Origin of the sequence: Paraburkholderia sediminicola (assembly GCF_046027355.1) — a bacterium.
In the GTDB taxonomy this organism is placed as follows: domain Bacteria; phylum Pseudomonadota; class Gammaproteobacteria; order Burkholderiales; family Burkholderiaceae; genus Paraburkholderia; species Paraburkholderia sediminicola_B.
In genome coordinates this window covers 1-16,568 of sequence record NZ_JAQQEK010000028.1, presented here as the reverse complement: position 1 = coordinate 16,568, position 16,568 = coordinate 1, and the positions used below count along the sequence as shown (strand labels likewise).

Here is a 16,568-nt window from a genome sequence, read left to right as displayed (position 1 = left end):
AAGTCAAGACCGTCTGAAATGAGGTGCGTGGTGGCCTGGTCCAGACCGGTTGCGCTAATAGAGCCGCACTATCCAAAGGTTAGAGCTGGGCGGTCCCGTTTGGTCGCCGACGATGCTGCAAATCCACTTTATGCAACAGTGGCGCAGAGAGATTAACTTTTACAGGATGACACGTCGAAAGGTTGCGCTCGCAATCGTATGTGATGACCAGTTAGTCAGAACACGCGAAAAACCATCGCAAACGAGAGGCGTTCATGCAGAACAGTGATGTCTAACCCGAATTTTCTGGTTATCCGGATCCACCCCGACTCCCCGGTCGACGGGGCGAACACCAGCAATAACAAGACCTTTGCCGACAATACCGACGTCTCAAGCATTCCAATAGCGTCGAATCCGCCGACGACACTGACGCTGACGCTCAATCAGACCATCCCAAAATTCGTGGCGCCGGACACCCTCATCACGTTTTACTTCGCATACGGACCCGGAAGCGCAGACAGCAATGCCACCTCCGTCAAGATCAATCCGACCTGGACCGGAAGCGATCCCTCCTTCCAGTTCGATTTGAAGGTGAAAGGCAAAGTCACCAGTTCCCCAACGGTGAAATTCGACCACTCGGACGGCATCGCAGTCGGCATGACAATGATCCCGGGATCGGGTGTTCCGGCAAACACCACGGTGATTGCTGTTACCGACGGCACTTCGATCACGCTCAGTAACAATGTCAGCCTTGCCAACAACGCGACCGTCACGTTCCAGTCGAACCTGAACTCCGGAATCATCCAGCACGTCGAACCGGTGGCAACCGGGGACACGATCGAGCGCCTTTTCAAGTGTTCAGTAAAGCCGAGCAAGCCGGGTCGATCGCCGATTCGGAAGGCTTCAACGCGCAGGGTGCGCCTATCGGCAATATCACTTCGCTTCAGGTCGCGCGCAGGCTCGCAGCGCTGGGTGTCTCCTACCTGGAGAGCCAGCCGGCTGCGTTATGCGGGAAGAGCCTGCGGACCCTCAGGAAGCCTGAAGCCTTAGTCTGATTGGCAAAAGATAGAAGGGAAATCAAAATGTCTAGCTACGTCGTAGTCCGACTCATTCCCGACGCGCCTGTCGACGGAGGGACATTCGGTACTTACCTTCGAGATCTCACGATCACGGTTTATCCCGCCAACGATCCCAACGGCACCCCGCTCGGCAAAATCTCGACGGTTGGTTCGGAACTCATGTTTGCGGAAATCCCGTGGTCGCCTGGCGATTACTCAGCATTGGTAACCGCGAATGTCAAGGAGGCGACGGTGCAGTCGGGGGGCAAGTTTGGCACTACGCTTGTTCTTGACAGCGCGAAAGGCATACCGTTTGGGTCGACCGTCATCGATCCGTCCAACACCAATGCGGTCGATCCAACGTCAAATACTATCGTCAACAACATTGCTGCCGTGGCCGGTTCTACCGAGACCGTCACCGTTAATCAGGGCATTCAACAAGCAATCGTGGCGGGTGAGGCAGTCAGCTTCTACTTTACGTATCCCCCTTCTGGCGTCGCTAGCATCAACGTGGACTGGAGCGCGAACCAGCCGACGTTCAGCTTTGCTTTGAACCCGAATGCGCCGTCAAGCAACTCCAAAACTGTGCAGTTTGCGTCTACGAATGGCGTTGCGGTCGGGATGTTGGTGACGGCAACGGGGGTGCCGGCGAACACCACGACCACGGTAACCGCCGTGAGTGCCACGGAGGTGAAGCTCGATAATGACGTTACCCTGAATCCCAGCGACGCTGTCACGTTCACCTATAACCTTAGTTCCGGAGTTGTTCAGCACACTGAGCCATTGCCGAATGCCCCCTCAAATCTCTACATCCCCATCTCCGCATCGGTCGCCACCGCACTGATCCCGATCTCGCCCCAGCCCCCAGGCTATCTGGACATCACCGTGGTCGCGACGCAAGGCACCATCACGTTGCCTGTCGAGAGCGCGTACTACAACGTGCTTGTCTACAACCCCACGACGCCTCTAACGCCCGATCAGTATCAAGTCATCGCACCGGAGCAGACGAGCCTGTATCTCCGGTTGTCGGCCCCGAAGTCAGACGCCATTGGACTCATCATCCCAACAGACGGGAGCGCGCCTCCCTTCGGGGACGGCACGACCCCTGGTGGCTTGCTTTGGGCGATGAAGGAGGCCGTTACAAACGATCTCACCTTTTTCGGCGCCGATATCGACCTGAGTAAGCTCACCCCGCCTCAGTGCACGAGGATGGCGTACGACATTGTATGGAGCCAGCAAAATCAACTGCCGCCTGCGCCCGATCCCCTGGAATCGCTCTATACGATTCCTCCGGCTTCGGGCGGCAGCACGAAGAGCGGTGGCGGAACGAATAATCTCGAGCAGGACCGGCTTAAATTCGAGGGCACTCTTAACAGCTTTTACGCCACGCGCGATGGCACGGCTGAACGCCTGACGAAATTCGTGGCAGCTGCATCCGCTGCGTTGTATTGCGAGCAGACCAGCGCGAATTCGACGAATGCACTGCTGGAATTTCCGGTCGATCCGACCTTGAGCCTCGCCGAATCGGTCAATAACGAACTGCTCTTGCAAGGCGTCGGCCTCTTTGGTACGAGCGGGCTCGTTTTCGGCGTCCCTGCGGCGTTTTTCTACGCGATCGGCGTGAGTCTCGACAAATCGGCGACCCCCAAGCAGCGCTTCCAACACGCAACCGGGGATACGGTCGAGCGCCTGTTGCACGTGTTCAGCGCGGCCGAGCAGGCCGGATCCATTGTCGATAACGAGAGCTTTCAGGCGGCCGGCGTGAGCGCGAAAACGACCGCCGATTGTCCACAGGGCACCGATCTTCTCACCTTCGGGGCGACCGGCGGCATGCAATCGGGCATGACCGTGTCCGGACTAAACATCCCTGCTGGCACGACTGTGCAAACCGTGACGACGACAACCGTGAAGCTCAGCGGCTCCGTCCCGGCCGATGTGAAGTCTGGATCGTTGATCACATTCGTGATCCCCGGGAGCATCAGGTCCTTCCAGGCGGCACGCCGGCTCGTCGCGCTCGGCATTTCCGCCGCCTCGAACAGCCCGTCGGAGCAGGTATACGCCGGCACGCCGATCGCCCAACTGGTCGCCGGCTGGCTTTCGCAAATCGATCCGACGCCGGGTTCAGCCCTGAATCCGCCACCGACCTATGAGGACAAAAACTTCACCATCTGGTCCCAGACGTTGTCCGCCAGCGATCCGACGGGCTATCTCTTTCTAGACCTGGACACGTTGACGCAAAGCTACGTCATCGACGAATTTACGCACAGTCCCAGCCAGGCCGCCGCGATCAATTCGCCGACGCTCGACTTTCAAGGCGCCGGTCTGGGAATCGCTCCGAACATGCCGGTGACGGGAACCGGCATTGCTTCCGGCACACTGGTCAAGAAGATCGATACCGTGACGACGGTTACGCTCACCGCGCCTGGCATTAAGGGCCCCGGCGTCACCACGGCTACGGAGATCACGTTCAGCTTCGGTGGACTTACGCTCAAGGCGACGCCGAGCGTGAACGCCGCAGCGGGCACCACGCTCATCTTTCAAGGAACGCCAGTCGTCGAAGCAATCCTTGCCGGAGCGAAAGTCACTGGGGCGAGTATTGCCGAGGGCACAACGGTGGTGTCGAGCGTCAGCACCACAACGGTCACCTTGACCTCGGTAACCACCGGAACCGTGGCGACGACCGATGTCGTCACGTTCAATGCGCCAGTTGCGGACGTTGTCCTCGCAACTACTGCCGACTGTCCGTCGGGAACCGTGCTGACTTTTGCGGATGCCAGTGGGGTTGTCCCCGGAATGTCGGCTTACGGCATCAATATTCAGCCCGGCACCGCCGTCGAGAGTACGATCGCGACAACGGTCACACTCCACGACGCTGTTTGGGGAGACGTGCCGAAGGGTACCCAGGTCATGTTCGTGAAACTGGTGAACATCCCGACCTCGCTCTCGGACCAGATCGCGGCATGGCTGCCAACCACCACGAAGCCTCCTGGTGCGAGCCCCACCGTCGAGACCTTGAAGCAGGTCACCGCGTCGCAATGGACCAGCTTCTTCACGTACATAGGGAACCCGAGCTGGCTGCCGCCATTCACACGGCCAGTCGCGCCCGGCGCTGCGTCCGTACCGGTGTCGCACAAGGATGGCTATGTGGCCTTGCGCATCCGCGCGTTCATTCGCGCCGTGCAGCAATTCTTCAGCGTCTCAACGGTTGCCACCGCGGCGCAATTGCCTGCGACTGATCCGTCTCCGCTGTTCGATCTCCCTGGACAGGCCAACGACTTTATTCTTAAAGCTGTCGAAAAACTGTCTTCTCTTCAGCATCCCCAGTTCACATTCGGCACCGCCATTTCGCCGTCGGATCTGGGCACGGCAGTAAAGGATGTCTTCACCGATGACCCGGCTGCGCAGGCGTGGCTCGTGCAGGCGATCACCGCGATCAACGATCTGTTCACGGTCGCGAGCGCGGTGCCCGAGGTCACTGGCGTTACGTTGCCGAATCAGGTAAGCCTGCGTTTCTCCGTCGCCGAAGCGCTCTATGCGCGGGGATTTCGCAGCGCGAGCGACATCAGCCGACTTTCCGTTCCTGACTTCCAGCAGGCCCTGACGGGCACGATCGCCTACGACTACGCCACTGCCCTGCACACGAAAGCGGAAATGCTGGCTCACATGCCCACGCCCGGAGGATCGGGCGATGAAGGGAACTTCCAGCCGATCAATCCCGACGGCTCGCTGATGAATTGCGTCCCGCCGCCGTGTCTCTCGCCGACCGGTCCCATCGCTTATTTGCAGGAGCTACTGAACCTCTCGCAGGACTCGACGTGCGAGAATCCGTTCGTGGCTCCAGCGGAGGGTCAGTCGACGTTGGGTCGCGCTGTCTCGGCCCGGCGCGGGCCCTTGGGCATTCTGCTGGCAAGCTGCGCGAACCTCGAAACGCCTCTGCCGGCGATCGATATCGTCAACGAGTGCCTGGAGTATCTGGGCACGGCGCCCGCAACCGTCAGCGGATGCGTTTACGACACGTCGGAGGACGAATTAGCTGGATACGCGCTTTGCAACGACGCCGATCGTGAAAAAAAGGATCACGATTGTCATGATCCGGTGGCGATCTACGCGGCACTGCCCGAATACTCGACGCCGGCCACGCCCGTCCCCGCTTCGTCCACGGCCGGCTCAACGAAGGAGGCGGTCGAGCCGCTGGTCTACAACAACCTGAAAGCCGACTTTTCTTCATGCGATCTGCCGTACTCGCAGGCGCTCGACGTTTCGCGCACCTACCTGCATCATCTCGGCAGCTGCCGTTTCGAAGAGATGCGGACTTTCCGCAAGTGCATCACGGAATTCGCTCTCGATCCGACGAAACCGCCTGTGGGTTTCCAGTCGTTCCTGTGGCGCTATCCGGTGCGAATCGATACGGCGATCGAGTATCTCGGCATCACGCCGGAAGAGTACGTCACGCTTTTCCAGGGGAGCGTACCGCAGCCGTGCGCGCAGCAGACGGGCGAGGCTAACCCCGGCCAGCGAGAGCAGGCGCCAGCGGAACAGGGCGCGGTACTGCAGGTTGTCGGCTTGTCGCCGGGTCAGGCCACGGAGATCTCCGATAGCGGCGTGATTCCATTGCCCGAATTTTTGAAAATTACCTGCCTTAGCTATTGCGAGTTCGTGGAGTTGTCGAAGTCCGGCTTCCCGATGGCCCTGGGCACCCGTCACGGCAACGCGAATGCCCACGACGACCGGCAATCCAGCGTGCCCGATTGTGAGCCATGCTGTCTGGGCGATTACGAAATACGGCTCCCGGGCGACGGACGCCAGACGGTGGTGCTGCAACTGATGGTGTTCATCCGCCTGTGGAGAAAACTAAAATGCCTGTGCGGTGCGGAATACACGTTCGCGCAACTCTTCGACATTTGCAAGGTATTGCAGCTGTTCAACGGGTCGGCGATCAACCCCGAATTTATCCGGCAACTTGCCGCGTTCCAAATGTTGCGCGACCAGTTCCATTTGCCGTTGTGCGATCCTAAGGCCGAAACGCCGGGCGCGACCGGCGCCGACCGCATGCCCTTGCTGGCGCTCTGGGTCGGCAGCGGCGCGAAGAAATGGAATTGGAATTGGGCGAAGCACCATTTACTCGAAGGAGTCGAGAAGCATGCGCGCTCGCGCTACGGCTGCCCGCGCGAACGCGAGGAACAGATTGCGCACATGGCCGACAATCTGGACGCGCTGTCGCGTCTGGCCGGCTTCAATCCTCCGACAACGATCGATCCATCCACCGACGTCTGGAATAGCAATCCCGGCTCTACGCTGCGCTTCGCCGAAGTGCTGGCCAAAATGTGCGCATCCGAATTCCAGATCGGGGAGTTGCTTTACTTGTTTAACGCTGAGCCGCCGCAATATTGCGAAAATCCGTTCCCGATGCAGGATGCGGACGACGTCCTCGCGTATCCGCTTGAAGTGCCGGAAGACGGCGGACATCATTCGCTCTGGAAGCTACGCGAAGAGCTACTGCGGGTCGAGGTAGGCGACGACGATTGTCGCGACCTGTCGTGGTCGAAAATCGTCAACGAATTCCGGCATCATTTCGGCTACGCGCCCCCGACCGGGCAGGATCCGCTGCTCTCGCTAGGTCAGCATTTCTTCCCGTGCGTGCTCGAAGAATCCGGATTCTCGGTGAGCGGAAAGCAGAGGCAGTATCGTACGGCGCTGGCGTCGACCACGGCATGGAACTCGCCGCCTGGCAGCCCTTTCCAATACGACTCGAGTGCGAGTGCGCCGGAGTTGTGGGTCCAATTGCCTCTCGGCGATGAAGCGGTGGCCGCGAAGCTCGGCCAGTTGCCGCAATTGAACGCCGCGGAACAAGCCGCGGTGCAGGATCTATACTTCGCGCCACGGCTCGATCTCGCGTTCGTCGCATTCCTGTTCCCGGACTGGCAGAGCGCGGAGATAAACCTGATTCAGGAATGCGACGAGCACAAGCGCTGGCATTGGTTCCAGCGTCACTTCGCGCTGGCCAATGCCCGCCGCAAGGTGATTGCCGAGCACCTGGCGAAACACGTGGCGCACCGGACCGGTTGCCGCGCGGAGGATCTGCAGTCGGTCGCCGGGCTCGTGATCAGCCACCTCTTCTCGGACGAAAACACGGGGACTCCCTGGGATGCCGATAATCGGGAGCCTCTTGGAGGGCCTCCGAGTGTGATGTGGACGCCACCGCCCGCGGGCGGCGCAATTCCCGCACTGCTTGGGTTAGTTGGCACGGGTCTGCTCGGCGAATACGAAATTTCCAATGCGGCCGCCGCGCCCGCGGGTACCGCGGAGCAGGTAGTCTGGCGCGACGTGCGTGGTCCGATGGAAGCCTTCGGCCACGAACGCGACGCCACCAATAGCGCAGTTCCCACCGTACTGCCGCCGCTTACGCTGTCGGATACGACGAACCCGTTGGTTGCAGTGACGAACGGCTACGCGGTGAAGACCAGCGACGGACATCGCCTCGGCGGCGCGGAGCCGATCTCCGTCAAGTGGTCCGGCGTGCTGCTTGTCGAGCATGAGGGTGAGTACCGGTTCCATGCGGGCGCGCCGACGCCTGAGGGAGAAAGACCCGATTTCGAGCTCGCGGAAAAATCGCAATGGCGTGTCACGCTGCAACGAGGCTCGAAGGTTTTCGCGGTCCTCAACCACGAATGGCCCGGCAACACGGAGCCCGAAATTCACGAGCCCCGGTTGCGGCGCGGCGCCTATCAGATCGTGGTCGAATATAGCCAGCCCGCGCCCGACTTTTCGACTGCATATCCACACAACAAGCGCACTGGGTTTCAGGTCAAATACGCCGGACCCGATAGCGAGGATTGCCTCGTCACGCTTCCGGTCCATCGCTTGTATCGGGATCACCAGGACCAGACGCTCGATCAGGGCATCCCCTTCCTGGCGGGCAGCAAGAATGCGCAGGCATTCCTGAAAGCGCTCTATACCAGCACGCTCCGCGATATGCGGCGAACGTATCAGCGCGCGTTCAAGGCGGTGCTCTTTGCCGGGAAATTTGGTTTGTCCGCAAGGCGGGAAGAGCATCAATCCGAGCTAGGCTACATGCTCACGAATGGCGCCAGTTTCGCCGGATACGCCTACCACCGGACGGCTACCTCCACGTTCACGCAACACCTGGTGAACTTCGACTTTAATTTTTTGCCTGTCAACGACAATTACGATCCGCCGGGCGCAGACGGCCGCTCTGCGCCGTCGCTCCAGCAAACGCAGGCGATGTTCGACTGGTGGGAGCGCCTCTTCGATTACACCGTCGTGCGCCGGCAGGCGCACCGCCGGTGCAGCGGGCCCCTGTGGCAAATGTTTGAAGAAGCGCTTGTCAATCCTCCGGGGGATCCAGCACAACTGCTACGGCATATCGGTGCCGAGCCGAACTATCGGGGACTCGACCTGAGCTACTATCAGGCCCAGACGAGCGCGATCTATTCGGTGAAGGACGCAGATCTGCAGGACGATCGCTGGCTCGTTCGCGTGTGGCATACTGATCGCTGGGTCCGCTGCCTGATGGATCATTTTCACGCAAAAGACATCTCGAAAGCACGGCCGGACTTGTGGGCGTCGGACGACCCCAGCGCGCCAATGCCGGCTTCCGGTGTTACCGAAACCGGAAATGCCAATCTGCTGGCGTTTTTCAACGATGGCTGTTTCGACGGGCATCCGCGCCGCTACGGCAACGTCAAGCGTCTGAACGATGGGCTTCGCGAACGCGGCCGCAAGGCGCTGGTGTCGTATCTGTGCAGCGCGAACCGTGTGCCGCTGCCATGGTCGGCCTCGACCTACGCGAGCAAGCCGGGGGATCTGAGTGACCTGCTGCTGCTCGACGTCGAAACCGGTATCTGCGAAAAAGCAAGCCGCATTGAAGAGGCGATCACGGCCGTGCAGACGTTCATCCGCCGCAGCCGCCTGGGCCTCGAGCCGGATTGGGAAGTTGGCCGCGAGTTCGCGCGGATGTGGGATAGCCGTTTTTGTACGTATCGCGTCTGGGAAAAGTGCAAGCTCCGCGAACTCTATCGCGAGAACTGGATCGAGTGGACCGAACGAGGCAAAGCCCGTCGCATCGAGGCGTTCCGGTTCCTCGAGTCCGAGTTGCGATGCTCGACGCTCACGCTGGCAGCGCCCGGCGGCCTGGATTGGTGGGAGGACGACGTCAAATCGCTCGAACACGCGCCGACGCTGCTGCAGAAAGCGATTCCATCCGAGCTCGAGCCGCTGACTGCGCTGCCAGATTCGACAACGCGGGAGGGGCTGGCGACGCTGGGCAGTCCGGAATACGCGGCAATGCCGACATGGCTCGCGGCTGTGCCGCCAGTGAGCGCATCGGCTGGCGGAGGAGGGGCACCGGGCGGCGGGTCGGGAACCCCGTCGGCTCCATCGATGACCGTGCCCGAACTCGCAAGAGCGGCGATGGACGGCAGCGCACAACCCACATCTGTGCCGCTATGGATGGAATCGGCGATGAAGCTCGGGACGCGCTTCGTGCGCATCGCGGCGGCCGGCGTGCCGCAAGCCTGGTCCGGTTTCGAGCCGCATCATGAAGCCCGGCGCACGGGGTGCTGTCGCGAGTGCGGTTGCGATCACCCCATGCTGGTCGACGAATACTATTTCTGGCTGGTGGACACGCAGTTCTACGCTTACACGGATCAAACGGACGCGCAAAGCAATCCGGACATCAGCTTCACCGGAAGCTATCAGTTCGGATTCCAGGATTCCTACTACGACCTGTTCCAGCAGCAATCGGCGGAATGGCAGGAGGAGGACCAGGTACCATCGCTGCTCGCGAAATGGCAACCGAATCCGGCGGTGCGCCTCGCCTGGTGTCGGGTTCACAACGGACAATTCGGACCGCAGCGTCTATCAGACGATTTCGTCGCGATCTCGGACCCGGCCGATCTCGTGTTCCTGGGCCGGGGTGGAGATTCGCTCTACTTCCAGGTGACGGGAAGCGCCACGCTTCCCCCGGGCTACACCGCGGATCCTTCCCCTCCGGGCTTCCGCTACGATCTGCCAAACGACGAATCCGTGGGGACACCCCAGGCGATCAAACCTCCGCCGCTGTCGACCTCGTCGCTTTTCCCGGGCGGACTGTTTTCCTATCCGTACTTCGTATGGAACGACCCGGGCGCGCGCCTGTTCCCCGAGTCATGGTTCTCGCCCTCGATGGCGGTGGCCGAGGCGCTGCGGGCACATTGCGATTTTGAACTCGCGCTCAAGTGGTACAAACGCGTCTTCGATCCGCTGAATAGCGATTGCACGTGGATGGTGTGCGACGACGATTCCGCCGGAGGCAGCATAGGGCAGGGCACAACAGGACAAACGCCGGGCGCGTCTGGAATCCAACCCACAGGAACAGCGACGGGGGTTGTGGTCGGCGTCGCCGGGTCGAATGAGGTCCCGCCGCCGACGGGTGTGAACGTGCGGTCCCCTGTGGTGACGGACACGAACGCGCCCGTCGCCGTCGCCCCGCCAGCAGGCGGCGGGACCTATTCGAACAGCATGTGCTGCGACAGCTCGAAAGTCACGGATGAGGTCGCACGCCAGCGCGCAGTGGTGCTGCATTACTGCCAGACGCTGATCGAGTGGGGCGACGCGCTCATGCGGCGCCGCCGCTCCCCCGAAGCGTTTCAACAGGCGAGGCTCATTTACGATACGGTGGCGAGGATCATGGGTCGCGTCCCGCAATCGATCCTGCTGCCTGAGCCCGCGTCGGCGCTATCAGTGACGGACTTTAAAGCGGTCAGTCCGCCGCTGAACCCGTGGCTCATGGATCTTTACAGCCTGGTCGGCGACCGGCTGGGCCTAATCCGCACCTGCTACGACGCGCGGCGGCTGCGTAACAGGCGGCCAGATTGCGACATGCCGTACTGGGGCGACGATCCGCTGCGCGACGGCTGGCGCATGGTTCCCGAAACCTGCGTGGAGGAAACCGAATGGTGCCATCGCAGTAGCCCCTATCGATTCGTGGCCCAGATCCAGAAGGCGCACGAGATTGTCGGGCGCGTCCGCGAACTCGGTGCTGCACTGCTGGGGGCGTACGAAAAAGGCGATGCCGAAGCGCTGGCCCTGATTCACGCCGGACAGGAACGGGACATGCTGACGCTTGGCATCAGCATTCGCCAGGATCAATGGCGCGATGCGGACTGGCAGGTCCAGGCACTCCAGCAGACCAAGGACGTCAATCAGACCAATCTGCTCTATTACGCGAATCTCTACCAGAAAGACCTGATCAACGACGAAATCCAGAACCTGAACCTCACAACCGCCGCGATGTTGACGCGTACAGGAGCAAACGTCGTCTCAGGAACAGGTGAGTTTTTTCATATCCTGCCGGACAGCAACGTTGGCGCGATGTCGAGTTTTCTTACGTTGCCGACTGGCAAGAAGTTGGCGTTCATGTTCGACACGATCGCGAGGATCATGCAGACGGTCGCCGACATCGAAACCACGACAGGCTCGATGGACCTGACACAGGCCGGCTGGACGCGCCGATCCGCCGAATGGTTCCACCAGATGCAGACGTTGCCGATCGAGATTCAACAGATCGAGCTTCAGATCCTCGGTGCGCAAAGGCGGCGTGATCAGGCGCTACAGGAATTGAACAATCAACAAAGGCAGATTGAGCACGCGAACGAAGTGCTGGACTTCCTGAGCGACAAATTCACCGCGACGGATCTTTATCTGTTCCTGCGAAAGGAAACCGCAGCGCTTTATCGACAGATGTACGAGATGGCGCATCGAGCGGCGGACGAGGCTCAGCGCGCGTTCAACTTCGAGCGAGGCCAGAAGACGCGGCGGTTCATTCCTGAAGAGGGCTGGGACCACCTGCGCCAGGGCCTCATGGCTGGCGAGCGTCTGGACTTCGCCCTGCGTCACATGGAGAAAGCGTATCTGGATGAGAATGTCAGGGAATATGAACTGACTAAGCATTTCTCGCTGCGATACCACTTCCCGATGGAATTTCTGCGGATCAAGGAAACGGGCCATTGCGAGATCGAGCTTCCGGAATGGATGTTCGACCTCGATTACCCGGGACAATTTATGCGCCGCATCAAGAATGTGACGTTGACCATCCCTTGCGTCACTGGACCCTATAACGGCGTGCATTGCCGTGCAACGCTCCTTGGCAGCAGGACCCGCATCGATCCACGGATCGACCGCCCCGCGACCCGCTGCTGCAGTGAATGCTGTGCGGGCGACGATTACGATGCGTGTCCGCACGATCTTCGCGTGGTGAGTTCCTATGAGGCGAGGGAGGCCATAGCGACGTCGAGCGGACAGAACGACTCCGGCATGTTCGAACTCAATTTCCGCGACGAGCGGTATCTGCCATTCGAGTTTCAAGGCGCGGTAAGCCATTGGCGAATCGAACTGCCGCGCGAGAACAATGACTTCGACTTGGACACCTTGAGCGATGTCATCATTAACCTGAGCTACACCTCGCGCGAGGGCGGAGGCGTGCTGCGCCATGCGGCCATGGAAGCAGCGAGAAAGCATCTTCCAGGCGATGGCTGGTGTTTCTTTGACGTGCGCCACGAATTTCCGGATGCGTGGCAGATGCTGCGGAACTCACGCCATGAGAAAGGGCGCGACGGGAGGCTCGGCGTGCGAATGGAGCGGAAGATGTTCCCGTTCCTGCCCGGCTCGGATGAAGTGTCGATCACGAGAATCGCCGTGCTGTTCCATGTGCGCGGAGCCGAAGGCGACTGCCCGGAAGCGGGCGATTGCCAGTGCCAGTACGAGCGAGGACCGGAATGCCTTGTGCTCGAAGTATTGTGCAGCGACCATCATCGAAAAGATCATCCAGTGCACGTTTCCTGTGTCCGAAGTGAAGAGTGGCCGGATCTCTATTATGGGCTGTTCGAGACGGAGATCGGCCCGCTCCGAAAACTCGAGAATCATCCGGGGATCGAGGTCCTCTTCCCGCACGATGCGGGCGAGGTGGAAAAGGTCTACCTGCTGTGCCAGTACAAACGCTAAAGGCTAAACGGCTAAATGGCTCGCTGCGACTGGGGAGGTGGCGCGGGAGGGGAGTGCATGCCGGAGAACGGCACGTGCAGTTTGCGCGGCGGACGGAGGCCAGTGCGTCAGCGCGCCTCCTTCGACCCAACAGGGCGGTGACGCCTGAAGGCCCAAACGGAGAGGAGCGTGCAAGTCCTTCATCAACGCAGAACGGCACTGTTTCAATGCCGGCAACCACCATCCTTCTCAGATGTGGTGATTTTCTATATGTCGCTTTGCGGTCATCGCCAGCGTCGCGCTGACGTCGGTGAGCGGCGGGTTTGCCCGCGAGCCGTGCGATGCGGTGGGGGAGTCACTTTCACTCGCAGAACAGAACTGTCTACGAGCTAACAGGAGCTTATCGAGGCCGTAGTCTATCGCGTTGGCGACAGTAAACCTGCCGGCAGGAAGCCGTCGACGCCATTTCAGCGTGCGCATGATCGCGCCGAGTATCGCTGCCATAGATTTACTTTGTCGCACGACAGGTTAGCGGCGAGGCTGACGCGCCGCGTGAACAGAACGGCCAGCTGAGCAAGCGGTTTGACCATCTACTTTTTCTCTAAGCAGATCAGTACCGGCGCACCCTTTCGACCCCGACCGCCCGCGAGTCGCTGAGCGCGTAGCACACCCTTGCGGTTTGCCGCCCGTCGAGCTGGGGCGCGGGTTCCTGCCGGCAGCCAGCGTTCGTGTCATTGCCGGTTCGCGATTACTCCAGTTATCAGATGTCGCGATTTCTCGGCAGGACTGGAAAGGTGGCTTTTCTTGCGCCGCCGGTCCATACAGGCCTTGAAAACCGGCAGGGCGGGGCCCACGTATGCGATCTGCGTGCGAGCTATCATCCGCATGCCAATCAGCGGCAAAAAGAGGAGACGAAATGCTAAGCTTTTTTGTGATCAACCTGCTGATCCCGGGCGATCCGGACGAACTGGCGATCACGACGCCCGAGGGTCCGTGGAAGCTGATCAAGATGCCGAGCTTTGCGGAGACGAAGGCAAAAATCGCTGCGGCGATCGAGTCGCGCCCGAAAGAGCTTCCCGTGGGCGAGACCTACTATCTTGAGAACGCGACCGGCATGGACTCCGGGGCCGCAGCGGCAGAGCGGGCATTCGACGAGATCACGCCGATCCTGCTGGCTGCCAGCTTTGCGACGGGCATGGCAGTGACGATCAACCGGTCGACGATGGGCAGCTCAGTCGCGATCGTTCAGCCATCGGACCACTGGCCCCGTGCGCGCGCGCTCGGTAGCGGCGCGTACGTCGTCAGCACCGCCGACGAATTCCGGCAGCTCGTTGAGACGTATCCGTCAGCGGAACCCGTGTTGACGGTGTCGCGCGGTTAGATGTCGACGATCTTCCGCAACAGAGCGTAAGAGACCCGCCAATGACCTTCCGAATCATTAACAGCGATGGACGCGGTTTTTGCGTTGAGGCGGACGATGATACCGACCCGCTCGCTCAGATGTTTGTCGGTGAAGCCGACGGTGTCGCCGATGAAGAATTCCTCTCGCTGAGCTCGCGGTGGCGGCGACGCAGGCGCGTGGGTTGGGCCGCTCGCAGTGTCAGGGATAACCGCCGCGTAGAGCACCGACCAACGCTGACGGCTCTGGTTGTCCTGAATCACCGCCTGGGTTTGCCGCAGCTCCACCACCGTTCCGTGCGAAGGTGGTGCGAGCGGATCGCCCCCGATATAACTGACCTCCATTCCCAGGTGCAAGTGTTGACGTACTTCGAGAATACGTCGCGGGTCGTCCAGCATTTTGCCGATGGCGAGATAGAGGCGATACAACTCGGCGCTGGGCGCCTGCCGAAGCGAGTCGAGAATGTCCATGAATGTCTAGGCGTTTAACGGGCGAGCGGCAACAGTTCGTGCACGCGATTGACAGGATACGACGGCAACTTCTGAAGTGTGTCCTTGAGCCATGCATAGGGCTCGAAGGCGTTCAGCCGAGCCGTGCCGAGTAGCGAGTACATCGTGGCGGCGGCCCTGGCGCCACGCGGCGAGCCCGCGAATGTCCAATTGGCTCTCCCCAGGGCGATAGGGCGAATTTGACGCTCGAGAGCATTGTTATCAGGTAGCAGGATACCGCTCTCGGTGTAACGAACGAGCGCCGGCCAATGGCGTAACGCATAGCCGAAGGCTTTCGCGAGCGGCGCCTGAGCCGGCAAACCGATGACGTTGCCTTCCAGCCATTGCCGGAACTGTGCGAGCACCGGCAGCGCATCGATTTGCCGCGCCGCATATTTGAGATCAGGTGTTTGGTCCCGGATCCGCGACTCGATCGCATACAGGCTGGCAATCCACTGCAGCGCCTGCGCCGCAAGTCCCGGTTTGCTCTGCGCCTTCGCGATTTCGAAGAAGCGTCGACGGCAATGGGCCCAACATCCGACCTCGACGATGTCTCCGGTTTCGTAGAGTGCGCCATGTCCACTGTACGCGTCCGCCTGCAGATAACCTTTGTACTTCTGCAGGTACCGCAGCGGATGCGAACCGGAGCGCGATTCGGCGAACTCGAACACGACCGCTGGCGGGTGGTCAACCCAGACGCCGTTCTCCTCGCGCCGGCCCGCGCCCAGGTATCCCCATAATCGTGCTGTGCGCGTCGCCGTGCGACCCTTCTCGAGTAATGGCAGCGTCGTGTCGTCGACGTGCATGCGGGGCGCCTGCAACTGGTGAGCCCGTAGCGGTGGCAGCAGCACTTCGAGCAGTTCGGCTGCCGCCAGCTTCCATTCGCACAGCGTTGCCCGGGGCAGGTGCACACCACGTCGTGCATAGCGCATCTCCTGCCGGTTCAAAGGCAGGTGATCGACGTAGGTGTTGACCAGGATGTTAGCCAGCAGGCTCGCGCTCGCATTGCTCTTCGGCAGCGGCGAAGGCTGGGCACTTGCGGTCACGATGGTCGACTCGCCATCCTTCTTCGCCGCGTACTTGAAGCGGATATGTTCAATGACGGTGAGCCTCGACGGCTCGTAGTGCAGCGTCTCGCTGCGCTCCTCGCCGATACGCTCGAGCGAATCGAATGCGGCTTTCTGTTCGTCCTTCAGATCGTATTCAACGCGCTCGCGCGGCAGGTCCTTCGGCAGCGCCGGACGGCCCTTGCGGGTGTGGCCCGCGACCGGAACCTGCGCCGGCTCAGGAGGAATGGGCAACTCCCGTCAGTCAGCTAACGGCCACCATAGTAGAGACCTATGTAGAAAACTATCGCGGCCACGGCAAGCCTGGCGCGTTCTACAGCGACAAGGCGAGCGTGTTTCGCAGTGGCAAGGCCCATGAAACGGGAAGCAGCGTGACGCATTTCGGCCGGGCGATGTTCGAGCTGAACCCACATGTCATAGCCATTTCAAGATGTCGTAGCGGCAGCTATTTAGAAATGTCGGGTTTTGACGTTGAGTTTGACTCTGTCTTTAACGGTTTGAATCTCACGTAGCGTTGAAGGACGGCGCGTGAACGGGCAGGGCGTGTCAGTCCGTTCAGACAGATCCTGCAGACCGACGGCCAGGTTTGCGTGTTTGG

At 60.7% G+C, this 16,568-nt stretch carries 6 protein-coding genes and 1 pseudogene; 4 read left to right on the top strand and 3 right to left on the bottom strand.

What is annotated here, in order from left to right; genetic code table 11:
• Nucleotides 1–15: 15 nt before the first annotated feature.
• The 3 genes and pseudogenes from PQR42_RS34425 to PQR42_RS34415 form a co-directional block, all read left to right on the top strand.
• A pseudogene (locus PQR42_RS34425) lies at nt 16–142 on the top strand (IS5/IS1182 family transposase); the annotation flags it as partial.
• A gap of 125 nt (nt 143–267) precedes the next feature.
• On the top strand, nt 268–1,029 hold the full coding sequence (locus tag PQR42_RS34420; RefSeq protein ID WP_408494791.1) for a hypothetical protein: 762 nt from the start codon (nt 268–270) through the stop codon (nt 1,027–1,029).
• Nucleotides 1,030–1,061: 32 nt separating this feature from the next.
• A complete protein-coding gene (locus PQR42_RS34415; protein ID WP_408494789.1) occupies nt 1,062–13,037 on the top strand; it encodes a Tc toxin subunit A-related protein in 11,976 nt (3,991 codons plus the stop codon).
• Nucleotides 13,038–13,265: 228 nt separating this feature from the next.
• Here PQR42_RS34415 and PQR42_RS34410 read toward each other — a convergent pair whose 3' ends face one another.
• A complete protein-coding gene (locus PQR42_RS34410; protein WP_408494787.1) occupies nt 13,266–13,520 on the bottom strand; it encodes a hypothetical protein in 255 nt (84 codons plus the stop codon).
• A gap of 412 nt (nt 13,521–13,932) precedes the next feature.
• Here PQR42_RS34410 and PQR42_RS34405 point away from each other — a divergent pair, with 412 nt between their 5' ends.
• A complete protein-coding gene (locus PQR42_RS34405) occupies nt 13,933–14,397 on the top strand; it encodes a hypothetical protein (RefSeq protein ID WP_408494785.1) in 465 nt (154 codons plus the stop codon).
• On the opposite strand, the gene PQR42_RS34400 is transcribed toward PQR42_RS34405, so the two are convergent.
• The gene (locus tag PQR42_RS34400) at nt 14,394–14,885 is read right to left on the bottom strand and encodes a hypothetical protein (RefSeq protein WP_408428131.1); all 492 of its coding nucleotides are present in this window, start codon (nt 14,883–14,885) and stop codon (nt 14,394–14,396) included. The two genes, PQR42_RS34405 and PQR42_RS34400, sit on opposite strands and share 4 nt — an antisense overlap.
• Nucleotides 14,886–14,899: 14 nt before the next feature.
• On the bottom strand, nt 14,900–16,204 hold the full coding sequence (tnpC, locus tag PQR42_RS34395) for an IS66 family transposase (protein ID WP_408494783.1): 1,305 nt from the start codon (nt 16,202–16,204) through the stop codon (nt 14,900–14,902).
• Between the last annotated feature and the right edge of the window lie 364 nt (nt 16,205–16,568).